The sequence below is a fragment of the Pseudomonas sp. BBP2017 genome, from assembly GCF_003024385.1.
Taxonomy (GTDB): domain Bacteria; phylum Pseudomonadota; class Gammaproteobacteria; order Pseudomonadales; family Pseudomonadaceae; genus Aquipseudomonas.
In genome coordinates this window covers 165,939-190,323 of the sequence record NZ_PVZN01000005.1, presented here as the reverse complement: position 1 = coordinate 190,323, position 24,385 = coordinate 165,939, and the positions used below count along the sequence as shown (strand labels likewise).

The following is a 24,385-nucleotide window of genomic DNA, read 5'->3' as shown; positions in this document are numbered from 1 at the left end:
CTCTTGCCGCTCCTACAAGCACCCACGGATTACGTTATAATCCCGCTCTTTCGTTGCCGCTCGCCCCACGGGGCCAGGGCGCATATTTACAGATTGAAGAGGCTAGACCCTTGGCATTGACGATTCTTGGCCTGTCCGGCGCCCTTAGCCATGATCCTTCCGCGGCCCTGTACATCGACGGCAAGCTGATTGCCGCCGCTGAAGAAGAGCGCTTCGTGCGCGATAAACATGCAAAGAACCGCATGCCCTACGAATCGGCGAAGTTCTGCCTGGAACAGGCAGGGATCAAGCCGTCCGACGTTGATGTGGTGGCCATTCCGTTCGCCCCGATCAGCCTGTTTGGCGAGGCCCGCTGGCACTACGCCAAGCGTTACTGGTACGCCCCGGATCGCGCCCTTGACGCGATCCTGATGGGCAACCGTCGCTACAAGCGCTACCGCAAGAAGATCGTCTGGTGCCTGGAACAGCTGGGCTTCGACCCGAAAAAGGTCAAGATCGAGCCGGTCGAGCATCACCTGGCCCACGCCTCCAGTGCCTACCACTGCTCCGGTTTCAAGGAAAAGACCGCGATCCTCGGCATCGACGGTAAGGGCGAGTACGCCACCACCTTCTTTGGCTACGGCGAAAACGGCAACATCCACAAGATCAAGGAATTCTTCGATCCGGACTCCCTGGGTGGCTTGTACGGTGCGATCACCGAGTTCCTTGGCTTCGAAATGCTCGATGGTGAGTTCAAGGTCATGGGCATGGCGCCTTATGGCGATGCCAGCAAGTACGACTTCTCGCGCCTGGCCTCGTTCGAGAACGGTGAGCTGGTGATCAACACCGACTACGCCAACGTTATCGGCCTGCGCCGGTACAAAGAGAAGGGCAAGGGTTTCTACTTCTCGCCAAAACTGATCGAGTGGCTGGGCCCCAAGCGCGAAGGCGACATTGCCGACGAGCCGTACATCCACTACGCCGCGAGCATGCAGGCGCTGTTCGAAAAGCTCGCCCTGCAGATGATCGACCATTATCTGGGCGACATCCTCAAGGAAACCGGCAAGCTGGCCTTCGCCGGTGGCTGCGCGCTGAACGTCAAGCTCAACCAGAAGATCATTGCTCGTCCTGACCTCAAGGAGCTGTTCGTCCAGCCGGCCTCCGGCGACGCCGGTACCGCGGTCGGTGCCGCAGCATACGTCTCTCACGCCCGTGGTGTGCCGGTCGAGAAGATGGAGCATGTCTATCTCGGCCCTGCGTACTCCAACGAGGACGTGATTGCCGCCTGTGCCCGTCACCCGAGCCAGCCGAAATGGCGCAAGCTCGAAAACATGCCAGAGCAGATCGCCAAGATCATGGTCGATGGCAACCCGGTGGCCTGGTTCCAGGGGCGCATGGAGTTCGGTCCGCGCGCGCTCGGTGGTCGCTCGATCATTGGTTGCCCGAGCGTTGCCGGCGTCGCCGATCGCATCAACCACCAGATCAAGTTCCGCGAACGCTGGAGGCCTTTCTGCCCGTCGATGCTCGATACCGTCGCCCCGCAGATGATCAAGATCGATCACCCGGCGCCGTTCATGACCTTCACCTTCGAAGTGGCGGAAGAGTGGAAGACCCGCGTGCCGGAAGTCGTCCATGAAGACGGCACCTCGCGGGCCCAAGTGCTCAAGCGCGAGTACAACCCGCGCTATTACGACATGATGAAGGCGCTGGAAGACCTGACCGGTAACGGCGTGTCGCTCAACACCTCGCTCAACCGTCGTGGCGAGCCAATGATCTGCTCGCCGACCGACGCCCTGAACATGTTCTTCGGCTCGGACCTGCAGTACCTGATCATGGAAGACATCCTGGTAGTCAAGGACGGCGCGAACAGTTATGACGTCCAAGGCTGAAAAACGCGTCCTGCAGTTCTGCCACGGTTATGACGGTCCGTTCCTGGACTGTGCGCGGCAGTACGCCAGCCTGTTCAGCGGCAGCGGCTACAAGGTCACCACGGTGTTCCTTACCGGCGCTGCCGACCCTCAGGTAGCCGCCGGCTGCGCCTCTGATGAAGTGATCTTCCTGGAATTCAGCTCCAAGTCCATCCGTGGCCTGAAGCTGGGGGCGATCCGCGCGTTGCGGCGGATCGTCGCCGCGCGCAATTTCAGCTTCTGTATTGCGCACCGTTTCAAGCCGATCTATATCGCCTTGCTCGGTAGCCGCCTGCCGGTGATTGGTGTGCACCATGCCTTTGGTGACTATCTGCGTGGCAGTCGTCAGCTGTTTGCCAACCTGTTTCGTCAGCGCTTGAGTTTGCTCGGCGTTTCCGACGCGGTGCGAGATGACATGCGCAAATGCTTGCCCAAGTGGCCGGCTGAGCGTATCCAGACCCTCTACAATCGCATCGATATCGAGGCGCTGCAGGCGGCGTTGGTGCCTGCAGCCGATGCTCGGCAAGCTCTGGGGCTGGATCCGCAGGCCTGGATTGTCGGTAATGTCGGTCGCCTGCATCCGGACAAGGATCAGGCCACCTTGTTGCGTGGCTTTGCCCGCGCGCTGCCGAGCCTGCCGGCTGGTGCTCGCCTGGCTATTTTGGGTGAGGGGCGGTTGGCGCAGGCGCTGAAAACACTGGCCGCCGAGTTGGGTATTACCGGGCAGGTGGACTTTCTCGGCCAGGTGCCCAATGCGCGCCGCTACTTCAAGGCGTTTGATGCGTTTGCCCTGAGCTCTGATCACGAGCCGTTCGGCATGGTCCTGCTTGAAGCCATGGTCGCCGGGGTGCCGGTGCTCGCCACCGCCTGCGGCGGTGCCTTGGAAGTAGTTGAGGGTGTCGGCATCCTGTTCCCATTGGCCGATGCCGAGCGTCTGGCTCAAGGCTTGCAGCATCTGGCCGTGCTGGATGAAGGGCAACGCCAGGAGTGTGCCGGGCGCATGCTTGCGCGCCTGCGTGAGCGTTTTTCCGATAGCGCTGTGCGCGATACCTTCTGGCAGTTGCCAGCTGTGCGCGTGCTGACGGCGGAGGCTTGATGCTCAATCATATTCAAGGCTGGCGCGAGCGCGGCTGGCACGTGATCGATGCGCCTGCCTACGCCCAGGCCTGGCAGCGTTTTGGCGGTAGCGTCGCCACCCACCCGCTGGTGGTCGAGCAACTGGCGCAGCTGGCGCAGATTCCGGTGCGCTACCTGGGCTGGGAGCACAAGGGGGAGCTCAAGGCCGCGATTCCGACCTGGGGCCGTTATCTGGCGTTGTCCAAGGACGTGCTCAAGCGTCAGGGCAAGAAGGGTTTGTATGACCTGGGCAATGCCGAGCTGATCCTGCCTGCGGCTGCCGATGCCCAGGCGCCGCTGCGTCACGCCGGGCGTTATCTGTCGGAGCTCAATCAGGGACGTTTCGCCAACCTCAAGCTGCAGACTGAATCACTGGCGATGGCACGTACGCCTGAAGACCTGTCGAAGAAATTTCGCTATAACCAGCGTCGTGAGCTGCGCCTGCTGGAAGAGGCGGGTGGCCAGGTACGTCCGGTTTCTGCTTTTACCAGCAATGAACTGGCAGCGATCTACTGCGATCTGTTTCAGCGCCGCTGGGAATTCCCGGCCACTGGCGCCGAGCGTATGGCTGAGGTTATAGAGCGTCTGCGTGAGTTGCTGATCGGTTCGGTGCTGTTTCTTGATGATGCGCCCATCGCCATCCAGCTGGTCTACCGGGTCGAAGCGCCAGAGTGGATCAGCGTCGAGTACATCAACGGTGGCGTTGACCCGCAAACCAAGGCCTTCAGTCCTGGAAGCGTATTGAGTTTCCTCAATACCCAGGCCGCCTGGGAGGATGCCCGGGCGCGCAACAAGCCGCTACGTTTCTCCTTTGGTCGTGCTGATCGCGAGTACAAGGATCGTTGGTGTAACTCCGTGCCGGTGTTTCAGGTGTGAGCCGCAAGCAGCAGTTGCTCAAACAGCACCGGCGCAACAAGCGGCTGGGGTTGCTGGCTGGCTTGGTGGTGTTGCTGAGTCTGGGTGTTTTCGTCCAGTGGTGGTTGCCGCTATTGCTGCTGCCACTGCTGTGGGTCGCCCATGAAGCCTGGTTTGCCGATCACCTGTTTTATTCGCCTGCCGAAGACTACCAGTATCAGTTCCCACAGGATTGCCTGGCGCATCCGGTCAAGCTGGTCGACGGTGTTGTGCGGCTTCAGTCGCCTTTGCAGCTTGCAGGTGATGAAACCCTGGTCCTGGCGCTGCGCCTGAAAAGCGGCTGGTTGGGTCGCTTCCTGGACCCTGCAGTGGTGTTGAACGGTGAAGATTGCCAGGCCTTCGAGCGCGGTGTCGCGGGCTTGCGTTACCTGAACCTGACCGGGCTTGGCGAGTCACTCGCTGCCGGGCGGCTGCGCTTGTGTGGGCGCTATTGCCGTCTATCTGGCGAGGGGCAGTTGTGGGTTGTCGCGGGCAGCGATCTGCGTCGCAAGCGCGTCATGGTTATCGCGCCACATGCCGATGATGCCGAGTTGGCTGCTTTCGGCCTCTACAGTCAGGCGCAAGAAGCTTGGGTCGTGACCCTGACCGCTGGCGAGATCGAGGCTGAGCACTACCAGCGCATGGGCATGGCCAGGGTTGAGTCCGCCCGCTTGAAGGGCCGGCTGCGCGCTTGGGACAGTATTGCCGTACCGCGCTGGGCAGGTGTTCCCGAGTCGAACTGTGTGCAGTTAGGTTATTTCTGCCTGCAGCTGCCAGCCATGCAGGCGGCACCGGAACAAGCAATCGCCTCGCGTGAGGCGGAGCTTGACGATACCCGCCTGTTCAGGCAGTTCAACGCGATAACCTTGCCGGGTGACCAGGATGGTGCGCCAACCTGGAACAACCTGTTGGCCGACTTGCGCGAGTTGTTGCTCAAGGCCCGCCCGCAGGTGCTGGTGATGCCGCATCCGACCCTTGATCCGCATCCCGACCATATCTGTGCCCAGGCTGCTGTGCTCGAAGCTCTGCAGGGGGTGGAGTGGCAGCCTGAAACCGTGCTGGGGTATGCCAACCACCTGCATGACAATGATCGCTGGCCCATGGGCGATAGCGGTGCCGGGGTTGCTTTGCCGCCGCAGTTGGAAGGCGGGCAGGTTTGGGCTCCCTACAGTCTGCCCCTGGATCTGGCGACTCAGCGCGACAAGGCCATGGCGCTGGGCATGATGCATGACCTGCAGCCGCCGGCACCGTTCAAGCGTCGCATTCGCCGTTTGCTCCAGCGCTGGCTGGCGGGGCGACGCGCTTCGCCTTATGGCGAGAACGAATTTTTCCGCAAGGCCGTGCGCCGACATGAATTGTTCTGGCGTCGTGATCTCTGATCCTGGCCCGTGACTGTTAGCGGCCGAATAAAGACCGCAAGGAAGACAATGAAAGTTCTATTTCTGGTGCAGAAGGAACAACGGGCAATCCTGGATCGTCTCTATGACGGTGTCGCCGCCCATTGCGAATGCGATCTGCGCTGGCTCAGCAGCGCAGATCAGCGCAACCTGCGTAGTTATTTCCGTCGTGAAGTCGACGTCGAAAAGTATGATCGGATTGTGTTTTTTCTGCGTTTCAAGCAAGAGATTCGTCAGGTCGGTTTCATTCGTACGGTGCCCAACCTGGTCATCCTTGAGCACGACGCCTATCAGAACTACATCCCGTGCAAGTACACCGGCAAGTTCAGTGCCCACTACCGTCAGTTGCCTTGGGCGCGGGTGATCAGCTCAGGCTATATGGTCAGTGAGCGCTTGCGCCAGGAGGGCTTCGACGCCGAGTTCGTGCCCAAAGGCTACGACCAGCAGTTGCTGGCCGACCAGGGGCGCGAACGGGATATCGAACTGGCCTTTGTCGGCAGTACCAACAGTGTCGCCTACAGCGGGCGCAAGGCGTTACTCGATGAGCTCGCTCAGGTCGAGAATCTGCTGGTCACCCGGACCAAGTCCGGTGAAGAGTACTGTGACACGCTCAACCGCATTCGTTTCTTCGTCAGTGCCGATGTCGGTATGGGCGAATACATGATCAAGAATTTCGAGGCAATGGCCTGTGGCTGTGTGCTGCTGGCTTTTGATCAAGGGGAGGCGGAGAATCGCGCCCTGGGTCTTGAAGACATGCACAACGTGGTTTTGTATAACAGCATTGCCCAGTTGCAGGAAAAGCTCAAAGTGTTACGCGCCGACCCGGCATTGGTCGAGCGCATTGGCAGTAACGGTCGTGACCTTGCTGTTTCGCAGTTCAGCTTCGCTCAAGTGGGCCGAAGCATCGTTGAAAAAATGCAGCCACCTCTGCGTTCCCGTCCAGCCCTGACCGGTTGGCAGCGCTTGCGTTTGAGACTGGGCATATGAGCCGGTTGCCCCTTATGTGGGGTGTGGTCTCGAACAACCGAATACAGAAGATGGGGAGGGAATCCAGTGCGATTCAGTGATGACAGTGATGTAACCCTGGTGGTTACCAGTTGCGGGCGTTTCGACTTGCTCAAGCTTACACTCGAGAGTTTCGATCGTTTCAATACTGCACCGATTCGCGAAGTGTTCATCACCGAGGACTCGGGCGATGACGCTGTCCATCAGGCAATTCCGGAACACTGGAAGCCGCACTGCAAGGTGTTCGTCAATCGGCCTAAACTGGGGCAGTTGCCGTCTATCGACCTTGCCTACAGTCACGTAAAAACCCCCTACATCTTTCATTGCGAGGATGACTGGGAGTTCTACCGCCCAGGTTTCGTCGAGGACTCGAAGAGCATTCTCGAGGTCAGCCCGCATTTGCTTCAGGTCTGGTTGCGCAGCTATGCCCATGACTTGAAAGTGCACAGCCCTTACATCCATCTGGGCGAGCGTCAGGTCATTGCCGGTGTGCCGTGTTACCCGTTGCTTTCGGACAAGCCTGAGTGGCAGAGTTTTTCGTTGAACCCAGGCTTGCGCCGGCTGAGCGACTATCAGCTTTGCGCGCCATTTTCTGCCTATTCTGGTGAGAAGGCGCTGTCAAAACGCTACACCGAGTTGAATCTCACCGCGGTCAGTCTCGAGAATGACGCGATACTGCACACGGGGTTCGGTGCGCATGTAAGTCTGCCCGGTGAGCGTCGGCGTAAAGCACGGCGCCGCAAGCGTGATCGCGTCAAATTGATGGTGGTATTGGTGGTTGGCGTGATTCTGGGTATAGGCGTGGGTTTTTTTGCACATTGACCTGTGCTGTTTGCCCGTGATCCGGAGCGAAACAAGGGGGCGATCCCCCTTGAACATCATCAACATCATGTGAGCGGGCGGCGCACCCTGCGCCTCGGTGCCCCACCAACTACCCGGTAACTTGCCCGACAAGCCCTCAGGTGTTCAGCTCAGCAGTGCACGTTCCAGTTCGGCGAGAGGGAATTGACTCTCGAGGCGCTCGCGGGCGATGTAACGGGCGAAATGCTGCACGTTGCGCCGGACCATGCGGTTGGACAGCGGTGCACGCATGAAACGCATATCGGCAACATCAATCAGGCCCATTTCCTGCTCTGGTGTCACGACAATGTTGCCAAGGTGCAGGGAGCGAAAGTAAATGCCCGACTTGTGCAGCTTGCGCACCAACGCCACGAGCTCCGGTAAACGTTCTTGCCAGCTGAAACCCGCCTTGCGAGACAGTTGGCTGAGGGTTTCTCCCGGCAGTGGCTGGTATAGCACGGCTGTCATTCCCGGGGCATCCAGCTTGTAGTATTTCAAAACCTTCAGCGTGGGAATTCCCTTTTTCTCCAACTGCGTTGCGTTGTCGATGAAACGCTGGGAGTAAGGCCGCAGCAAGGCAGATGAAATCAAGCGCTTGCGCCTGAAGAGTTTAAGAATGTTGCCGTCACTAAGCAGGTACACTTTGGCGCCGAAACTATCAGCCTCCAGCACCTGGGCGCCAAGGATGAGTTGGTTGAGGTCGACCTGGTGTAGCCGGGATGATTGCATGAATAGTGGCCTTGCCTACGGGCGAGCAAAAGGACCGGTAATAATGCCGAAAATTTTGCAGATGTACCATGCCGGTGTTGTAAGACGATGCGAATGCACAGGACGTATGCAGGGTATGAACCTGGAATTGGTGAAGCTTTACTCTGTAGATGGCCCGAGTGCATGCCGCTTGGCTGGGCTGTGATAAAATTTCCGGTTAAATCTGAACAGCGAGCTCTACGATGGCCGAAACACCGCTAAAGGCGGAGCAGCAGAGCAGCTCCAGCCTGAAAATCTACTTCCGGCTACTGAGCTATGTGAAACCGTATATCGGCATTTTCATGCTGAGTATCCTCGGTTTCATCATCTTTGCCTCAACCCAGCCCATGCTGGCCGGGATTCTCAAGTACTTCGTCGATGGTCTGAGCAATCCCCAGGCAGTGTTGTTCCCCAACGTCCCGTACCTGCAAGACCTGCAGCTACTGCAAGCCGTGCCGTTGCTGATCGTGCTGATCGCCGCCTGGCAGGGGCTTGGCTCGTTCCTGGGTAACTACTTCCTGGCCAAGGTCTCGCTGGGGCTGGTCCATGACCTGCGGGTGGAGTTGTTCAACAAGTTGCTGGTGCTGCCCAACCGTTACTTCGACAACCACAACTCCGGCCACCTGATTTCGCGTATCACCTTCAACGTGACCATGGTTACCGGCGCCGCCACCGATGCTATCAAGGTGGTGATCCGTGAAGGTCTGACGGTGGTGTTCCTGTTCGCCTACTTGTTGTGGATGAACTGGAAGCTGACCCTGGTAATGCTGGCAATCCTGCCAGTCATTGCCATGATGGTCGGTACCGCCAGCAAGAAATTCCGCAAACAGAGCAAGAAGATCCAGGTGGCGATGGGCGATGTCACTCATGTCGCTTCTGAGACCATTCAAGGCTACCGTGTAGTGCGCAGCTTCGGTGGTGAAAACTACGAGCAGCAACGCTTCGCCAATGCCAGCCAAAGCAACACCGACAAGCAGCTGCGCATGACCAAGACCGGGGCTGTGTACACCCCGATGCTGCAGTTGGTGATCTATTCCGCCATGGCTGCGCTGATGTTCCTGGTGCTGTTCCTGCGTGGGGACGCCACCGCGGGTGACCTGGTTGCCTACATCACTGCTGCAGGCCTGCTGCCCAAGCCGATTCGGCAGCTGTCGGAAGTCAGTTCGACGATCCAGAAAGGCCTGGCCGGTGCTGAAAGCATTTTCGAACAGCTGGATGAAAAGCCGGAAGTCGATACCGGTACTGTGGAGCTGGAGCGGGTAGAGGGGCGCCTTGAAGTGCGCAACCTGAGCTTTACCTACCCCGGCACTGATCGTCAGGTGTTGTCTGATATTTCCTTCACCGCTGAACCGGGGCAGATGATCGCACTGGTGGGGCGTTCAGGGAGTGGCAAGTCGACCCTGGCCTCGCTGATTCCGCGGTTCTATCACCATGACCAGGGGCAGATCCTCCTTGATGGCGTGGAGATCGAGGACTATCGTTTGCGCAATCTGCGCCGCCATGTATCCCAGGTGACCCAGCATGTCACCCTGTTCAACGATACCGTGGCCAATAACATTGCCTACGGCGATCTGGCTGGCGCGCCGCGTGCTGATATCGAAGCGGCTGCCGCCGATGCCTATGCCAAGGAGTTTGTCGATCAACTGCCCAAGGGCTTTGACACTCAGGTCGGTGAGAACGGTGTGCTGCTCTCCGGTGGTCAGCGTCAGCGTCTGGCAATAGCCCGGGCCCTGCTCAAGAACGCGCCACTGCTGATCCTCGATGAGGCCACCTCGGCCCTGGATACCGAGTCCGAGCGGCATATCCAGGCAGCGCTCGATCATGTGATGAAGGGCCGTACCACGCTGGTTATCGCTCACCGTCTGTCGACCATTGAAAAGGCCGACATGATCCTGGTCATGGATCAGGGCAAGCTGGTCGAGCGCGGCACGCATGCCGAGCTGCTGGCTGCCAACGGCTACTATGCCAGGCTGCATGCCATGGGCCTGGACGAACCGGCCAAGGCCGATATCACCTGAGCCTCACGCCGGGGCCTGTCCTGGGCTCCGGCCGTCTTCCTGCATCAGCTTGTTGGTAAGGTGGCAATCAAGCCTTCGTCTAGCCTGTGCTAATATCCTGCCCCTGTTAATTTTGTATATATGGGTTGCCCATGAAGTTGTCCATGCCGCGTTTCGATCAAGCCCCGGTACTGGTGGTGGGCGATGTCATGCTCGACCGCTACTGGCATGGTGGTACCTCACGGATTTCGCCTGAAGCACCGGTACCGGTGGTCAAGGTCGAACAGATCGAGGACCGTCCTGGTGGTGCGGCCAACGTGGCCTTGAACATCGCCGCCTTGGGCGCTCCGGCTTCACTGATCGGGGTTACCGGCCAGGACGAAGCCGCCGAGAGCCTGACCAACAGCCTGAAGGCCGCAGGCGTGCGCTCGATTTTCCAGCGTATTGCGCACCAGCCGACCATCGTCAAGCTGCGGGTCATGAGCCGTCACCAGCAACTGCTGCGTATCGATTTCGAACAACCCTTCGCCACCGATCCACTGTCGCTGGGGGCTGAAGTCGACACCCTGCTCGACGGGGTCAAGGTATTGGTGCTGTCGGACTACGGCAAAGGCGCCCTGAAGAACCATCAGAGTCTGATCCAGGCTGCACGGGCCAAAGGGATTCCGGTGCTGGCCGACCCGAAGGGCAAGGACTTTTCGGTCTACCGCGGTGCCAGCCTGATCACCCCGAACCTCAGTGAGTTCGAGACCATCGTCGGGCGCTGCGCTGATGAAGCGGAGCTGGTGGCCAAGGGTGCTCAGCTGATGAGCGAACTGGAGCTGGGGGCCTTGTTGGTGACGCGTGGTGAGCATGGCATGACCCTGTTGCGTCCCGATCATCCGGCCCTGCACTTGCCGGCCCGTGCTCGCGAAGTCTTCGACGTCACCGGTGCTGGTGATACGGTGATTTCGACCCTGGCCGCGGCCATTGCTGCAGGCGAAGAACTGCCCCATGCCGTGGGCCTGGCCAACCTGGCCGCCAGCATCGTTGTTGGCAAGCTCGGTACTGCGGCTATCAGTGCGCCGGAATTGCGCCGCGCGATTCAGCGCGAAGAAGGTTCTGAGCGTGGGGTGCTGAGCCTCGACCAGTTGCTGCTGGCCATCGATGATGCCCGTGCGCACAACGAGAAGATTGTCTTCACCAATGGTTGCTTCGATATCCTTCATGCAGGTCACGTGACATACCTGGAGCAAGCGCGGGCCCAAGGTGATCGTCTGATCGTTGCGGTAAACGACGATGCTTCTGTGAGCCGGCTGAAAGGGCCGGGCCGTCCGATCAACAGCGTTGATCGACGCATGGCAGTGCTCGCTGGCCTGGGTGCAGTGGATTGGGTCATCAGCTTTCCTGAAGGCACGCCGGAAAACCTGCTCAGCCAGGTCAAGCCGGATGTGCTGGTCAAGGGCGGGGACTACGGTATCGACCAGGTGGTCGGCGCCGATATCGTCAAGGCGTATGGCGGTACGGTGAAGGTGTTGGGGCTGGTTGAGAACAGCTCGACCACCGCCATTGTCGAGAAGATTCGCAAAAACTGATAACAGCATCGCGGGGCAAGCCCGCTCCCACAGCGCCTGTGGGAGCGGGCTTGCCCCGCGATGGGTTACTTACCCAGCCCTCCCCGCGCCATTTGCAACAATTCCCGGGCTTTGCCGGTAAGCCGTCGTAAGCCACTGTCCGGTTTCGGCACCGCCAGCCCCTGCTGACTAACCCAATCCTTCCAGCGAATCCGCTCATCCCTGACCAGCCAGCCCTCTTGGCGTGCAAAACTTTCGGCCAGATAGAGACCGCGAGTGCTCGCTGGCACCAGGCGGTCTTTCTTCAACGTGTACAGCTCGGCGCGAGGGCGGCCATCCTCCAGAGGCATCAGGTACAGGTCGGGGCGGGTGCGGTTGAGGCGGGTCACCAGTTGGTTTCCTTCAAGCCGTTCATCGACATGAAACAGGCTCAACGATTTGGCTTCGCGCGGGACCTGCAGGCGCAGGTCATAGATCAGTTGCAGCGACGCTGTCGGTAGGTGCACATAGGCTCGCGGTCGTTCCAGCAGCTGCAGGTTGGCGCAGCGCACAGGCCGCGCTGCGCCGGATTGCGGTGTCAGGACGAACGGCAGCGCTTCACGGTAATGCAGGGCATCGGCATAGGGCGCCGGTAGCCAGGTGTCGCTGAAACGCCCCCCAAGCCAGCCTTCCGGCGTTTCCAATAGACACTCTTCAGCAACTTCCTGAATGGCGGTATGCAGGGGCAGGTTCAGTTCCTGGGCCGGTACATAGCCGGAGATCAGTTTCAGTACCACATCCCCACGGTCCTGGCGGCGCTGGCGGACCAGCACCCAGTAATCGCGGTTCTGCCAGTGCAGCGTCAGGCGCACCGAGACGCCCAGATTGGCTAGCTCTACGGCGAAGCGTTGGCTGTCGGCCAGGTGAATCTGCTTGCGCCGTTGCTGGGTCTGGGCAAAGTTCAGCGGCATGCCGATGCTCTGATAGCACAATCCTTCGGGGCTGGCTTCGACGTGCAGGGGCAGGGTCTTGAAGTTGCTCGGGTTCTTGCGTATCAGCGTTCGCGGCATGTCGACTCCTTCTTGCGTTGGGGGCGGCCGCGACGGCGGCGTGGGCGTCAGCGATTCAATACGGCGGCAACAGTAGCCACGTTGTGGGCCAGGTGTACAGGGTTGATGGTGCCGACAATGGCGCTGCTCACACCTGGGCGGCCAAACAACAGTTCGAAGCTGGCACGCACCGGGTCCACTCCCGGGCTCAGGCAGACATGTCCGCTGGCCAGGGCCTTTTTCACCAGGATGGCTTTGCCATGCTCGGCGGCATAGTCGAGCACCGGGCGCTCTGCCTGTTCGTTCAGATTGTAGGTGATCATGGCACAATCGCCGCGTACCAATGCTTTCAAGCCCCCCGCCACGGTCTTGCCGGACAAGCCGAAGCCGCCGATCTTGCCTTCCTGTTTCAGCGCTTCGAGGGTCTGATAGACCTCCTCATGCTCAAGGATGTGCAGGTCATTGCCATCGGAGTGCACCAGCACCAGGTCGATGTGTTCGGTTTCCAGGCGCTTGAGGCTGCGTTCGATGGAAAAGCGCGTGTGCGCGGCGCTGAAGTCGAAGTGCGATTGGCCGTTGTCGAACTCTTCACCGACCTTGCTGACGATCACCCAGTGATCGCGTTGGCCACGCAGCAGCGGTCCAAGGCGCTCTTCACTGCGGCCATAGGCCGGAGCGGTGTCGATCAGGTTGATGCCCAGGTCACGGGCCTGGGCCAGCAGCAGGCGGGCCTGGTCGTCGTCGGGGATGGTGAAGCCGTTGGGGTATTTGACGCCTTGGTCGCGCCCCAGTTTGACCGTACCCAGGCCCAGCGGCGAGACGCGCAGACCTGTGCTGCCCAAGGGGCGGTGCAGATCGTGGAGAGTCGCCAGGCTCATGGCAGCAGTTGCTCCCAGACCGGCAGGGCCATCGGCGGCCGTGGCAGTTCGGGCAGGGCTGTGTGAGCTTGCGGCTTGATCCCGTCACGCTCAAGGCTGGCCAGGACCCGATCACTGAAGTCCGGGGCCAGGGCCAGTTTGGTCGGCCAGCCGACCAGCAGGCGCTGCTGCTCGGCGAGGAAGGCGTTGTCCGGGCGCACCAGGCCGGACTGGGCAGGCTCGGCGCGATCGATGCGCACGGTAGCCCAGCGCACCTGACTGAGGTCGATCCATGGCAGCAGGTTGCTGACTTCCTTTTTCGCCGCGGCAATCTGGGCTTCAGGCTCGCGGGCAACGCCGTCGGCCTCGGCCAGGTCGCCACCCAGGTACCAGACCCATTGACCATCGGCGGCCGGGTGGCTGGTGACGGTGATGCGTGGCTTGGGGCCGCCGCCCAGGCAGTGGGCATACAGGGGTTTGAGGCTGGCGCCCTTGGCCATGACCATGTGCAGTGGGCGGCGCTGCATCGCAGGCTGACTCAGGCCGATGGCTTCAAGCAGGGCGGCATTGCCGGCCCCGGCGCTGAGTACGATGCGCTGGGCGCGGATCTCGCGGCCATCGACACGCAGCCCGGCCAGTTCACCCTCTGCTTGCAGGGGTTCGATCTGCTCGCCAGCCAGCAGGCTGTCACCGGCCAGTTCGGCGAGCTTGTTCAGCAGGCTTGGCACGTCAATGACCAGTTCTGCCAGGCGATAGACCTTACCTTTGAATGCGCGATCCTGCAGGGCAGGTGGCAGTTGATCGCCCTTGACCTGATCGACACGGCCACGCACCGCCTTGCTGGCGAAGAAACTGGTCAGATTGCCGGCGATTGTGCCGGGGGACCACAGGTAATGGGCGTCGGACAACAGGCGCACGCCGGAAAGGTCCAGTTCGCCTTTACCGGCCAGAGCCTCGCTCCAGCGCCGAGGCATGTCGGCAATGGCTTCGGAGGCACCGGTCAGCGTGCCATGCAGGGCATACTTGGCGCCGCCATGAATGATCCCCTGCGATTTGAGGGTCTGCTCGCCACCGAGGCTGGCGCGTTCCACCACGACCGTCGAGTAACCCAGGCGGCGCAGACGGGCATTGAGCCAGAGGCCTGCGACCCCTGCGCCGACGATCAGTACGTCGGTGGAAATTACGGATGGCATGCATGCACCTCACAAGCTTGGACAGAAGCCCAGTATACAGCCTGTGAGCCGGATCAATGCCCGGCGGTTTTCGAGAACACCTGGATCACCACCACGCCGCCGACAATCATGGCCATGCCGAGCATGGCCGGGATGTCCAGTTTTTGCCCGTAAATCACCAGCGCGGCGATACTGATCAGGACAATGCCCAGCCCCGACCAGATGGCATAGGCAATACCGACCGGAATGCTGCGCACCACCAGAGTCAGCATCCAGAACGCCACGGCGTAGCCGCAGATCATCAACAGCAAGGGCAGCGGCGTGCTCAGGCCCTTGACAGCCTTCATCGAGGCAGTGGCGATGACTTCGGCGCAGATGGCGATAGCCAGGTAGGTGTAGGCATTCATGTCGGTGTTCCTCTGTTCTGGCCGGGTATTTTAGAGCAAGCCTGGATGGGGTAAAGTCATTACCTATCTTTTACGGAGATAGGTTGCATGGCAGAACAGTGGAATCTGGAGCAACTTCGCCTGTTTGTTGGTGTCGCCGAGCAACGCTCGTTTTCGGCGGTGGCACGGGCCCAGCGCAAGGCGCAGTCGGCAGTGAGCAATGCCATTGCCCTGCTTGAGGCGGACCTGGGTGTGATCCTGTTCGAACGTAGCAGTGGCCGCCAGCCGCGCTTGACCGAGGCCGGAGCGGCTCTGCTGGAAGAGGCGCGCGAGTTGTTGCGTCAGTGTGAGCGCCTGGATGGTCGAGCGCTGGCGCTGATGCGTGGCCAGGAGGCGCAGTTGCGGGTCGCCCAGGACGAAGCCATGCCTTATCAGCCAGTCATCGACAGTCTCGACGAGCTGGCCCAGCAGTTCCCCATGCTGGAAGTGCAACTGGCCAGTGGTGCCCAAGGTGACGTGGCGCGCAAGCTGGTCGAGCGCCGTGCCGACCTGGGCTTGCTGTTTCGTCATGAGCGCATGCCGCCGGCGTTGGAGCGCCGTGCCTTGGGGAAGGTTGAGATGGTCACAGTCTGCGCCGTCAATCATCCCTTGGCGCAACTGGGGCAGGTCAATCGACAACAACTGGCACGCCACCGCCAGTTACTGATTGCTCCACAGGAAAGCGGCTATCCCGGCGGCGAGCCAATCAGCCCGCAGATCTGGCGTGCCGACAGTTTCTACGCCATGGCCGAGTTGTTGATGCGTGGTCTGGGCTGGGCCTGGTTGCCCCGGCATGTGGTGCAGTACCCGACTTACCATGCACAGATGGTCGAGCTGAGCAGCGAGTGGACACCGCCAGCGCTGGTGGTGGAACTGGTCTGGCGGCGTGACGAGCCCCTGGGACCTGCGGCACAGTGGTTGGCCGAGCGCTTCGCAGTGCACTTGCGAGCCATTGGCTAGTACACTTCGGCGCCATGAACAGAACACTCTATACCCTGCTGTTTCACTTGGGCCTGCCGCTGGTAGCGCTGCGCCTGTTCCTGCGTTCGCGCAAAGCGCCAGCCTACGCTAAGCGCATCGGCGAACGCTTCGCCATGAACCTGCCGGCCATGCGCCAGGGCGGTATCTGGGTGCATGCGGTGTCGGTGGGCGAAAGCATCGCCGCAGCGCCGATGATCCGTGCCCTGTTGCAGGCTTATCCACAGCTGCCGATCACGATTACCTGCATGACCCCGACCGGCTCCGAGCGGGTGCGGGCGATGTTTGCCGATGAGCCGCGCGTTCAGCATTGCTACCTGCCCTATGACCTGCCGTGGGCGGCCGGGCGCTTTCTCGATCATGTCCAGCCGAAACTTGCGGTGATCATGGAAACTGAGTTGTGGCCCAACCATATTCACCAGTGCGCCAAGCGCGGTATTGCCGTGGCGCTGGCCAATGCGCGTTTGTCCGAGCGTTCGGCGCGTGGCTACGCACGCTTTGCCGGGCTGACCCGGCCGATGTTGGCCGAGATGAGCCTGATTGCGGTGCAGACCGAGGCCGAAGCTGAGCGCTTTCGCCAATTGGGGGCGCGGGCTGAATGTGTGCAGGTCACCGGTTCGATCAAGTTCGACCTGCGTATCGATGAACAGCTGTTGCCGCGTGCCCGGGCCTTGCGTGAACAGTGGCAGGCCGGTCAGCGCCCGGTGTGGATCGCCGCCAGCACCCATGAGGGCGAGGACGAAGTGATTCTCGCCGCGCACCGCCAGTTGCTTGAACACCATGCCGATGCCTTGCTGATCCTGGTGCCGCGACACCCGGAGCGCTTCAATGCTGTGTTCGAGTTGTGCGCGGCGCAGTTCCCGACTATTCGCCGCTCCAGCGCCGAGCCGGTGGCTGCGGATACGGCGGTGCTGCTTGGCGATACCATGGGTGAACTGCTGTTTCTTTATGCCTTGGCGGATATTGTCTTTGTTGGTGGCAGCCTGGTGCCCAATGGCGGGCACAACCTGCTGGAGCCGGCGGCTTTGTCCTTGCCGGTGATTAGCGGCCCGCACCTGTTCAACTTTCTGGAGATCGCGGCGCTGCTGCGCGATGCCGGGGCTTTGCAGGAGGTGGATGATACTCAGGGGCTGGCGGCTGAGATTCGGCGGCTGATCGAGTTGCCGCAGGATGCGCGGCGCATGGGTGAGGCGGGACGGGCGGTGATGAAGGCCAATCAGGGCGCGTTGCAGCGTTTACTGGAAGGATTGGGACGGTTGCTCTGAAGCTTTCGCGGGGCAAGGCCGCTCCCACCGAGCAGTGTTGAATCCGGTGGGAGCGGGCTTGCCCCGCGATGCTGTTTAAGGCCGGGCGTCGAAGTTAGCCTTGGCCGCGGCTGCCAGATCAGGCGGCAGGAAATCCTTGTCCGGGTTGTAGTCCGGCTTCAGATAGCGACTCAGATCGGTCAGGTCCTGCGGGCTCAAAGTGCCCGCCACCTGCTTCAGGCGCAGGTTGTCGAGGATGTAGTCGTAGCGGGTGTTGTTGTAATCACGCACCGAGGTGTACAGCTGGCGCTGGGCATCGAGCACGTCGACGATGTTGCGGGTACCGACCTGGTAGCCGATCTCGGTGGCTTCCAGGGCGCTCTGGTTGGAGATGATCGACTGCTTGCGTGCCTGCACCTGTTCCACGTCGGTATTGACCGCACGGTGCAGGTTGCGGGTGTTTTCCACCACCTGGCGGCGCAGGCTTTCACGCTGCTGCTCGCTCTGACTCAGGCGCTGATAGGCCTCGCGCACTTGCGAGCTGGTCAGGCCGCCGCTGTAGATCGGAATGTTCAGCTGCAGGCCAATGGAGGTCTGTTCGACGTCACCGCTGATGGTCCCGCCGAAGTTGGGGTTGGTGAAACCGAGATTGTCGTTGTCGCCTTTCTGGTACTGCGCTACCGCATCCAGGGTCGGTGCATGCCCGGCCTTGCGCTGACGCAGGGTTTCTTCAGCGGCGCTGACGGCATAGTTGGTCGCTTGCAGGTTGAGGTTCTGTTTACCGGCGGTTTCGACCCAGGACTTGGCATCATTCGGCACCGGTACCTGCACCGGCAGGGTATGGCGGATGCCCTGGATTGCGTTGTAGTCGCGGTTGGTCAGGGTGATCAGTGCTTCGAACGCGTCATCGACCTGGCGCTGCGCGACGATCCGGTTGGCCCTGGCCGTGTCATAACTGGCCTGGGATTGCAGGACGTCGGTCTTATCTGAAAGGCCGACATCGAAACGTTCATTGGACTGGTCCAGCTGACGCTTGAACGCGGCTTCTTCGGCTTTGGTCGATGCCAGGTTGTCCTGGGCGCGCAGCACTGCGAAATAGTTTTCGGCACTTTGCAGGATCAGATTCTGCTCGGTGGCCGACAGCTCCAGCGCCGCCTGTTCATTGACCGCCTCGGCAGCTTGCAACTGGAACCAGCGATCGGCGCGGAATACCGGCTGGGCCAGGGTTGCGGACCAGGAATTGCCGCTGCGGTTGGAGGTAATCGATGGATCATCGATCTTGGTCCGGGTGCTCTGCACCTCGGCACCGGCCGAGAGGTTTGGCAGCAGGCCGGCGCGAGCCTGGGGTACCACTTCCTTTTGCGCGCCATAGTTGGCGCGGGCCGCCGCGAGGTCGGCGTTGTTGTCCACCGCCTCCTGGTAAACGCTGACCAGATCGGTTTTCGCTGACAGGGGCGTGTCTGCTGCCCAGGCCATTCCGTTGGTAGCACAAGACACGGCGAGGGCCAGTGAAAGTTTGCGCAGCATAGGGCGATCCTTGAACGATTGAGTCTTTCTGAACCGGTGAGTGTAGATGCGCAGGCACTTCGCAACAATCTGCCAATTGCGCCATTTATCGTCACTGTGCTTGTACTGTTGGCTTTGCAGCTGAGTCCAGTCTAGACTGGGTGCGTTCTTGTCGGGGTGCCTTGCGTTGAGGCTGAGATCGGATAATCCGGATCCCGTTGAACCTGATCAGGTTAGCGCCTGCGTAGGGAACAAGATTTCTCGCTTTCCCGGCGAGTCTCTTGTGTCAGGTCCGGGAATGTCGAGCCAGCCGTAAGTCGCTGCAGGCATCACCGTACATCTGGCACAGCACCGCTCCTGGTGCGTCCGTGCCTTTCAGGTTCTCCCCGACATTCCACTGCTAGGAAGCCGTCTGGAGAGCCTGTGATGAGTAAACAAGAAAAACACCTGACCAATCTGAGTGAGTCGGCCCAGGTCGATCAGCAGTCCGTACAGCCGTTCACCCGTTCACGCAAAATTTATGTCGAAGGCTCGCGCCCGGACATCCGCGTGCCGATGCGTGAAATCAGTCTGGACGACACCCCGACCGATTTCGGCGGTGAAGCCAATGCGCCGGTGTTGGTTTACGACACGTCCGGCCCTTACACCGATCCCAATGTCGTCATCGACGTGCGTAAAGGTCTGAGCGACGTGCGTTCTGCCTGGATTGACGCCCGTGGTGACACCGAGCGCCTGCCCGGGTTGTCATCGGACTTCGGCCAGCAGCGCCTGGCCGATGCCGAGCTGACCAAGCTGCGCTTTGCCCACGTGCGCAATCCACGCCGGGCCAAGGCCGGTGCCAACGTCAGCCAGATGCACTACGCGCGTCAGGGCATCATCACCGCCGAGATGGAATACGTCGCCATCCGCGAGAACATGAAGCTGCAGGAAGCCCGCGCCGCTGGCCTGCTCGACCAGCAGCACCCGGGTCACAGCTTCGGAGCCAGCATCCCCAAGGAAATCACTGCCGAGTTCGTCCGTGAGGAGATCGCCCGCGGTCGCGCGATCATTCCGGCCAACATCAACCACGTCGAGTTGGAGCCGATGATCATCGGCCGCAACTTCCTGGTGAAGATCAACGGCAACATTGGTAACAGTGCCCTGGGCTCTTCCATCGAAGAAGAAGTGGCCAAACTGACCTGGGGCATTCGTTGGGGATCGGACACCGTCATGGACCTGTCCACCGGCAAGCACATCCACGAAACCCGCGAGTGGATCATCCGCAACTCGCCAGTGCCGATCGGTACCGTGCCGATCTATCAGGCTCTGGAAAAGGTCAATGGTGTCGCCGAAGACCTGACCTGGGAGCTGTTCCGCGACACCCTGATCGAGCAGGCCGAGCAGGGCGTGGACTACTTCACCATTCACGCCGGTGTGCTGTTGCGCTATGTGCCGCTGACCGCCAAGCGGGTCACCGGTATCGTCAGTCGTGGCGGTTCGATCATGGCCAAGTGGTGCCTGGCGCATCACAAAGAGAACTTCCTCTACACCCACTTCGACGAAATCTGCGAAATCATGAAGGCCTACGACGTCAGCTTCTCGCTGGGCGACGGCCTGCGTCCGGGCTCGATTGCCGATGCCAACGACGCTGCGCAATTCGGTGAGCTGGAAACTCTGGGTGAGCTGACCAAGATCGCCTGGAAGCATGACGTTCAGTGCATGATCGAAGGTCCAGGCCACGTGCCGATGCAGTTGATCAAGGAGAACATGGACAAGCAGCTCGAATGCTGCGACGAAGCGCCGTTCTACACACTTGGCCCGCTGACCACCGACATCGCCCCGGGTTACGACCACATCACCTCGGGCATCGGTGCGGCAATGATCGGCTGGTTCGGTTGCGCCATGCTTTGCTACGTCACACCCAAAGAGCACCTGGGCCTGCCGAACAAGGATGACGTCAAGACCGGCATCATCACCTACAAGATCGCGGCTCATGCCGCTGACCTTGCCAAGGGCCACCCGGGCGCGCAGATCCGTGACAATGCCTTGTCCAAGGCGCGATTCGAGTTCCGTTGGGAAGACCAGTTCAACCTTGGCCTGGATCCGGACACCGCGCGTTCGTTCCATGACGAAACTCTGCCCAAGGATTCGGCCAAGGTCGCGCACTTCTGCTCCATGTGCGGGCCGAAGTTCTGCTCGATGAAAATTACTCAGGAAGTGCGTGAATACGCCGCCAACCAGCGCATCGATGCGGTGGATGTGGCGGTCGAGGATGGCATGCGCGAGCAGGCCGAGCGGTTCCGCCAGGAAGGCAGCCAGTTGTACAAGAAGGTCTGATCGGCCTGTTCAGGCGGTGTGCCATGCACACCGCATCGCCGGCAAGGCCGGCTCCCACAGGGGGACTGCATACAGACTCTTGTGGGAGCTGGCCTTGCCAGCGATAGGGCCTGAACAGCAACAATTTTCTCCCTGTCGAGATCCCCTTGTGAGCACACCCAGCCAGTTCTCCCCTGATCACCCGGTCTCCACCGGGCAGCGCGTCCTCAGCGGTCGCGACCTCTGTTCCTTATGGTTCTCGCTGGGCATCGGCCTGATGGTCCTGCAGACCGGCGCCTTGCTCGGCCCAGGCCTGGGCCTGGCCAATGCGGTGCTGGCGATCATCATCGGTACCAGTGTGGGGGTCTTGCTGCTGGCGGCAGTTGGCGTCATCGGCAGCGATACCGGCCTGTCGTCCATGGCTGCCCTGCGCCGCAGTCTTGGTCGCGAGGGGGCGCGGCTGCCCGCGTTGCTCAACCTGCTGCAGCTGATCGGCTGGGGTTCGTTCGAAATCATCGTCATGCGTGATGCCGCCAGCCTGCTCGGCGCCCGCGCCTTCGGTGAGGGCAGTGCGCTGACCAACCCCTTGCTGTGGACCTTGTGCTTCGGCGCCCTGGCGACCCTGCTGGCGGTCAGCGGGCCGTTGACCTTCGTGCGCAAAATTTTGCGTAAATGGGGCATCTGGCTGTTGCTCGGGGCCTGTCTGTGGCTGACCTGGAACCTGTTTGCCAAGGCCGATCTCTCCGCCCTGTGGGCACGAGCCGGTGATGGCTCGATGTCGCTGGCGGTGGGTATCGACATCGCCATTGCCATGCCGTTGTCGTGGCTGCCGTTGATTGCCGACTATTCACGCTTCAGCCGTCATGGCAGCCGGGTGTTTGTCGGTACGGCACTGGGGTACTTTGTCGGCAACGTGTGGATGATGAGTCTGGGTGTGGCCTATACCCTGGCGTTCGCTCCAGCGGGCGAGGTCAATACCTTGCTGTTGGCACTGGCCGGTGCCGGTATCGGTGTTCCATTGCTGCTGATTCTGCTCGATGAATCGGAAAAAGCTTTCGCCGATATCCATTCGGCGGCGGTATCAACCGGCCTGCTGATTCGTTTGAAAGTCGAGCATCTGGCGTTGGCCATCGGTGTGTTGTGCACCGTGATCGCCTGTTTGGCGCCGCTGGCGCAGTACCAGAACTTCCTGCTGCTGATCGGCTCAGTGTTCGCTCCGCTGTTCGGCGTGGTGCTGGTCGATCACTTCATCGTGCGCCGCCGTCGCAGCGATGCCAGTCCGATTCACAGCCTGCACTGGCGTGCCTTGGTTGCCTGGGGCTGCGGAGTCGCTACCTATCATTTGCTGGCGCACTACGCCGCCGATCTCGGCGCAACCCTGCCGGCATTGCTGCTGGCAGGGTGCGTGTACTGGGCGGCAGCGCCGACGGTCAGCCGCGGCCGGGAAACAACTCCGGCTTGATCACACCGTTCAGGCGCGGGTAGGGGAGCTTCAGTTCGATGTGACCCATGGAGTAAGGGGCAATGGCATACACTTCGTATTTGAGTACTACCGCGCCGTAGGTCAGGGCGATATGCGGGGTCTGGCGGAACGGCCAGGTTTTGACAAACTCGGCGTCCTTATCCATGCCGGTGCTGATCAGCCAGGCTTTGTGGGCTTGCTCGGCGGTCTTCCAGAACGTCGCTTCCTGGCCTGGCACCAGCATGTCTTGCAGGGTCAGGACCTTGTCCTGTTGACGCGAATAGTTGATGAAACCGCGCCCCGGCATGCCATGGGCGCCGCCGGTATCCAGGTAGCTGGACAGTTCGATGATCACCAGTCCGTCATGCTGCTCGCGTACCTTGGCTTGCAGGTAGCTGCTATGGCGGGTCTCGGCGCTAGCCATGAACTGATCTTCGTAGGCCTTGAGCGAGCCGGGCAGGGCGCTGTGCTCGTTGTCCTGGGTCATTTGCAGCAGGCGTTTTTCGACGATCGCGTCCAGTTTCGGCTTGGCCGGAAAGTGAATGGTGTCGATATTGACCAGTGGGCAATCGGCAGTGTTGCAACCGGGTTTGATGTGCTCCCAGCGGTCGCGCTTGACCTCCAGTGGCGTGCGCATGTTGGGCTGGAACAGGCTTTGACAGGCGCCCAGGGCCAAGGCCAGCACGGCCACGGTAGTCAGTTTCACAAGCGTCATGATGATCCTTGTAAGGCAAAGGTGATCGGGCTTTGACCGTCGGCAAGGCCTTCAGTTCGCCACTAAGCTGAATATCAGCAGGCTGCCTATCCTCGCAGCCCGGCCGGTAAGTTTAAAGGGGTGAAACGTGGCGGTGCGCAGGTTAGGATGGCGCGATGCAGTACACGAGGTTATGAGGATTTCCATGTCAGACACGCTGAAACCTGTGCCCACGGACGTCGAGATCGTCGAAAGGGTTAACTGCTTCAAGGGCTTCTATCGGCTTGATCGGGTTCGCTTGCGCCACGAACTGTTTGCTGGTGGCATGGGCCGTGAGATCAGCCGCGAACTGTTTGTGCGTCACGATGCGGTGTGTGTGTTGCCATATGATGCCGTGCGCGACGAAGTGGTGCTGATCGAGCAGTTTCGCGTTGGCGCGATGGGCAAGGTTGGCAACCCGTGGCTGATTGAATTGGTCGCTGGTCTGATCGATAAAGATGAAGCGCCGGAAGAAGTTGCACACCGCGAAGCGCAGGAGGAAGCTGGGCTTGTGTTCAAAGCGCTGTGGCCGATGACGCGATATTTCCCGTCGCCCGGCGGCAGCGATGAATTTGTCCACTTGTATCTGGGACAGTGCAGCAGCGTTGGGGTGGGTGGCCTGCACGGGCTGGAGGAAGAGGGTGAAGATATCCGCGTCAAGGTCTGGGCGTTCGAAGACGCCTTGCAGGCCGTGCGCGATGGGCTGATCGCCAATGCGCCATCCATTATTGCCTTACAGTGGCTGGCCTTGAATCGTGATGAAGTCAGGGGGCTATGGTCGTGAATCTGTTGCGCGAACGCTACCGGGTCGATCTGGTCGGGTTGCAGGCTGCCTGCGAGGCCAACTATGCGCGCTTGATGCGCTTGTTGCCGGACATGCGCAGCACCATGAGTTCGCGCCGGATCGGTATGACCCAGGGTGACCAGATGCTCGGCGTGCTGGTCCTCGATGTGGTGCTCGCCTGTCCCTATACCACCACCCTGCGCGTGCGCCAGGAGCACAGCCTGCCATGGCTGCCGGTGCCGCAGCTGGAAGTGCAGGTGTATCACGATGCACGCATGGCTGAAGTGGTCAGCGCCGAGCATGCCCGGCGCTTTCGCAGCATCTATCCCTACCCGAATGCGGCGATGCACCAGCCTGACGAAAAAGCCCAGCTCAACCTGTTCCTGGGTGAGTGGCTCAGTCACTGCCTGGCTTGTGGCCATGAGTTGGCCGCAGTTCGCTGAAATGTGACGCCGGTCGGTTTCGA

21 protein-coding genes and 1 riboswitch are annotated in these 24,385 nt (G+C 60.8%); of the genes, 14 read left to right on the top strand and 7 right to left on the bottom strand.

Annotated features, from left to right (window positions below; all coding sequences use genetic code 11):
- Window positions 1–110 precede the first annotated feature (110 nt).
- The 6 genes from C6382_RS09515 to C6382_RS09490 all read left to right on the top strand — a co-directional run bounded on the left by C6382_RS09515 (window position 111) and on the right by C6382_RS09490 (window position 7,120).
- On the top strand, window positions 111–1,868 hold the full coding sequence (locus C6382_RS09515; RefSeq protein ID WP_107024246.1) for a carbamoyltransferase: 1,758 nt from the start codon (window positions 111–113) through the stop codon (window positions 1,866–1,868).
- Window positions 1,852–2,982 (top strand): glycosyltransferase, encoded by a 1,131-nt coding sequence (locus C6382_RS09510; RefSeq protein ID WP_107024245.1) that lies wholly within the window; start codon window positions 1,852–1,854, stop codon window positions 2,980–2,982. Before C6382_RS09515 ends, C6382_RS09510 begins: the two co-directional genes overlap by 17 nt.
- Window positions 2,982–3,878: an antimicrobial resistance protein Mig-14 gene (locus C6382_RS09505; RefSeq protein ID WP_107024244.1), complete on the top strand. Its 897-nt coding sequence runs from the start codon at window positions 2,982–2,984 to the stop codon at window positions 3,876–3,878. The genes C6382_RS09510 and C6382_RS09505 overlap by 1 nt, the downstream gene beginning before the upstream one ends.
- Window positions 3,875–5,275, top strand: a complete 1,401-nt coding sequence (locus C6382_RS09500; protein WP_107024243.1) for a PIG-L deacetylase family protein — start codon at window positions 3,875–3,877, stop codon at window positions 5,273–5,275. The genes C6382_RS09505 and C6382_RS09500 overlap by 4 nt, the downstream gene beginning before the upstream one ends.
- 48 nt (window positions 5,276–5,323) lie before the next feature.
- Window positions 5,324–6,280, top strand: coding sequence for a glycosyltransferase (locus tag C6382_RS09495; RefSeq protein WP_038615277.1), 957 nt, complete (start codon window positions 5,324–5,326; stop codon window positions 6,278–6,280).
- Window positions 6,281–6,346: 66 nt separating this feature from the next.
- A complete protein-coding gene (locus tag C6382_RS09490) occupies window positions 6,347–7,120 on the top strand; it encodes a glycosyltransferase family 2 protein (protein ID WP_107024242.1) in 774 nt (257 codons plus the stop codon).
- Between the two features lie 144 nt (window positions 7,121–7,264).
- Here the strand turns inward: C6382_RS09490 and C6382_RS09485 are convergent, their stop codons facing one another.
- On the bottom strand, window positions 7,265–7,867 hold the full coding sequence (locus tag C6382_RS09485; RefSeq protein WP_107024241.1) for a toluene tolerance protein: 603 nt from the start codon (window positions 7,865–7,867) through the stop codon (window positions 7,265–7,267).
- 221 nt (window positions 7,868–8,088) lie between these two features.
- On the opposite strand from C6382_RS09485, the gene msbA reads away from it, so the two are divergent.
- The gene (gene msbA, locus C6382_RS09480) at window positions 8,089–9,903 is read left to right on the top strand and encodes a lipid A export permease/ATP-binding protein MsbA (RefSeq protein WP_107024240.1); all 1,815 of its coding nucleotides are present in this window, start codon (window positions 8,089–8,091) and stop codon (window positions 9,901–9,903) included.
- Window positions 9,904–10,034: 131 nt separating this feature from the next.
- Window positions 10,035–11,456, top strand: a complete 1,422-nt coding sequence (gene hldE / locus C6382_RS09475) for a bifunctional D-glycero-beta-D-manno-heptose-7-phosphate kinase/D-glycero-beta-D-manno-heptose 1-phosphate adenylyltransferase HldE (RefSeq protein WP_107024239.1) — start codon at window positions 10,035–10,037, stop codon at window positions 11,454–11,456.
- A 65-nt stretch (window positions 11,457–11,521) separates the two neighbouring features.
- On the opposite strand, the gene C6382_RS09470 is transcribed toward hldE, so the two are convergent.
- The 4 genes from C6382_RS09470 to C6382_RS09455 are packed head-to-tail and all read right to left on the bottom strand — an operon-like array spanning window position 11,522 to window position 14,899.
- Window positions 11,522–12,484: a metal ABC transporter ATPase gene (locus tag C6382_RS09470; protein WP_107024238.1), complete on the bottom strand. Its 963-nt coding sequence runs from the start codon at window positions 12,482–12,484 to the stop codon at window positions 11,522–11,524.
- A gap of 47 nt (window positions 12,485–12,531) precedes the next feature.
- The gene (locus C6382_RS09465; protein WP_107024237.1) at window positions 12,532–13,341 is read right to left on the bottom strand and encodes an aldo/keto reductase; all 810 of its coding nucleotides are present in this window, start codon (window positions 13,339–13,341) and stop codon (window positions 12,532–12,534) included.
- Window positions 13,338–14,513, bottom strand: a complete 1,176-nt coding sequence (locus C6382_RS09460; RefSeq protein ID WP_107024236.1) for an FAD-binding oxidoreductase — start codon at window positions 14,511–14,513, stop codon at window positions 13,338–13,340. Before C6382_RS09460 ends, C6382_RS09465 begins: the two co-directional genes overlap by 4 nt.
- Window positions 14,514–14,566: 53 nt before the next feature.
- Window positions 14,567–14,899 carry a multidrug efflux SMR transporter gene (locus C6382_RS09455; RefSeq protein ID WP_107024235.1) on the bottom strand — a complete coding sequence of 111 codons (333 nt, stop codon included), beginning with the start codon at window positions 14,897–14,899 and terminating at the stop codon, window positions 14,567–14,569.
- Between the two features lie 87 nt (window positions 14,900–14,986).
- On the opposite strand from C6382_RS09455, the gene C6382_RS09450 reads away from it, so the two are divergent.
- On the top strand, window positions 14,987–15,877 hold the full coding sequence (locus tag C6382_RS09450) for a LysR family transcriptional regulator (protein ID WP_107024234.1): 891 nt from the start codon (window positions 14,987–14,989) through the stop codon (window positions 15,875–15,877).
- A 14-nt stretch (window positions 15,878–15,891) separates the two neighbouring features.
- Window positions 15,892–17,160 carry a lipid IV(A) 3-deoxy-D-manno-octulosonic acid transferase gene (gene waaA, locus C6382_RS09445; protein WP_107024233.1) on the top strand — a complete coding sequence of 423 codons (1,269 nt, stop codon included), beginning with the start codon at window positions 15,892–15,894 and terminating at the stop codon, window positions 17,158–17,160.
- Window positions 17,161–17,235: 75 nt separating this feature from the next.
- Here waaA and C6382_RS09440 read toward each other — a convergent pair whose 3' ends face one another.
- Window positions 17,236–18,666 carry a TolC family outer membrane protein gene (locus tag C6382_RS09440; protein ID WP_107024232.1) on the bottom strand — a complete coding sequence of 477 codons (1,431 nt, stop codon included), beginning with the start codon at window positions 18,664–18,666 and terminating at the stop codon, window positions 17,236–17,238.
- A gap of 142 nt (window positions 18,667–18,808) precedes the next feature.
- Window positions 18,809–18,913: riboswitch (TPP riboswitch) on the top strand.
- A 158-nt stretch (window positions 18,914–19,071) separates the two neighbouring features.
- Between C6382_RS09440 and thiC the strand changes: the two genes are divergently transcribed.
- Window positions 19,072–20,961, top strand: coding sequence for a phosphomethylpyrimidine synthase ThiC (gene thiC, locus C6382_RS09435; protein WP_107024231.1), 1,890 nt, complete (start codon window positions 19,072–19,074; stop codon window positions 20,959–20,961).
- Between the two features lie 148 nt (window positions 20,962–21,109).
- Window positions 21,110–22,402, top strand: coding sequence for a putative hydroxymethylpyrimidine transporter CytX (cytX, locus tag C6382_RS09430; protein WP_107024230.1), 1,293 nt, complete (start codon window positions 21,110–21,112; stop codon window positions 22,400–22,402).
- On the opposite strand, the gene C6382_RS09425 is transcribed toward cytX, so the two are convergent.
- Window positions 22,371–23,117: an RsiV family protein gene (locus C6382_RS09425; RefSeq protein ID WP_107024229.1), complete on the bottom strand. Its 747-nt coding sequence runs from the start codon at window positions 23,115–23,117 to the stop codon at window positions 22,371–22,373. The two genes, cytX and C6382_RS09425, sit on opposite strands and share 32 nt — an antisense overlap.
- A 184-nt stretch (window positions 23,118–23,301) precedes the next feature.
- Here C6382_RS09425 and C6382_RS09420 point away from each other — a divergent pair, with 184 nt between their 5' ends.
- Window positions 23,302–23,919 (top strand): NUDIX domain-containing protein, encoded by a 618-nt coding sequence (locus tag C6382_RS09420; RefSeq protein WP_107024228.1) that lies wholly within the window; start codon window positions 23,302–23,304, stop codon window positions 23,917–23,919.
- Window positions 23,910–24,362 carry a DUF1249 domain-containing protein gene (locus C6382_RS09415; protein WP_038615250.1) on the top strand — a complete coding sequence of 151 codons (453 nt, stop codon included), beginning with the start codon at window positions 23,910–23,912 and terminating at the stop codon, window positions 24,360–24,362. The genes C6382_RS09420 and C6382_RS09415 overlap by 10 nt, the downstream gene beginning before the upstream one ends.
- Window positions 24,363–24,385 lie beyond the last annotated feature (23 nt).

What these genes read in the sequence shown, in the direction of transcription:
- C6382_RS09510 (WP_107024245.1), top strand. Translation starts at nt 1,852, where the DNA reads ATGACGTCCAAGGCTGAAAAACGCGTCCTGCAGTTCTGCCACGGTTAT.
- C6382_RS09505 (WP_107024244.1), top strand. Translation starts at nt 2,982, where the DNA reads ATGCTCAATCATATTCAAGGCTGGCGCGAGCGCGGCTGGCACGTGATC.
- C6382_RS09495 (WP_038615277.1), top strand. Translation starts at nt 5,324, where the DNA reads ATGAAAGTTCTATTTCTGGTGCAGAAGGAACAACGGGCAATCCTGGAT.
- C6382_RS09485 (WP_107024241.1), bottom strand. Translation starts at nt 7,867, where the DNA reads ATGCAATCATCCCGGCTACACCAGGTCGACCTCAACCAACTCATCCTT.
- msbA (WP_107024240.1), top strand. Translation starts at nt 8,089, where the DNA reads ATGGCCGAAACACCGCTAAAGGCGGAGCAGCAGAGCAGCTCCAGCCTG.
- hldE (WP_107024239.1), top strand. Translation starts at nt 10,035, where the DNA reads ATGAAGTTGTCCATGCCGCGTTTCGATCAAGCCCCGGTACTGGTGGTG.
- C6382_RS09470 (WP_107024238.1), bottom strand. Translation starts at nt 12,484, where the DNA reads ATGCCGCGAACGCTGATACGCAAGAACCCGAGCAACTTCAAGACCCTG.
- C6382_RS09465 (WP_107024237.1), bottom strand. Translation starts at nt 13,341, where the DNA reads ATGAGCCTGGCGACTCTCCACGATCTGCACCGCCCCTTGGGCAGCACA.
- C6382_RS09460 (WP_107024236.1), bottom strand. Translation starts at nt 14,513, where the DNA reads ATGCCATCCGTAATTTCCACCGACGTACTGATCGTCGGCGCAGGGGTC.
- C6382_RS09455 (WP_107024235.1), bottom strand. Translation starts at nt 14,899, where the DNA reads ATGAATGCCTACACCTACCTGGCTATCGCCATCTGCGCCGAAGTCATC.
- C6382_RS09450 (WP_107024234.1), top strand. Translation starts at nt 14,987, where the DNA reads ATGGCAGAACAGTGGAATCTGGAGCAACTTCGCCTGTTTGTTGGTGTC.
- waaA (WP_107024233.1), top strand. Translation starts at nt 15,892, where the DNA reads ATGAACAGAACACTCTATACCCTGCTGTTTCACTTGGGCCTGCCGCTG.
- C6382_RS09440 (WP_107024232.1), bottom strand. Translation starts at nt 18,666, where the DNA reads ATGCTGCGCAAACTTTCACTGGCCCTCGCCGTGTCTTGTGCTACCAAC.
- thiC (WP_107024231.1), top strand. Translation starts at nt 19,072, where the DNA reads ATGAGTAAACAAGAAAAACACCTGACCAATCTGAGTGAGTCGGCCCAG.
- C6382_RS09425 (WP_107024229.1), bottom strand. Translation starts at nt 23,117, where the DNA reads ATGACGCTTGTGAAACTGACTACCGTGGCCGTGCTGGCCTTGGCCCTG.
- C6382_RS09420 (WP_107024228.1), top strand. Translation starts at nt 23,302, where the DNA reads ATGTCAGACACGCTGAAACCTGTGCCCACGGACGTCGAGATCGTCGAA.
- C6382_RS09415 (WP_038615250.1), top strand. Translation starts at nt 23,910, where the DNA reads ATGGTCGTGAATCTGTTGCGCGAACGCTACCGGGTCGATCTGGTCGGG.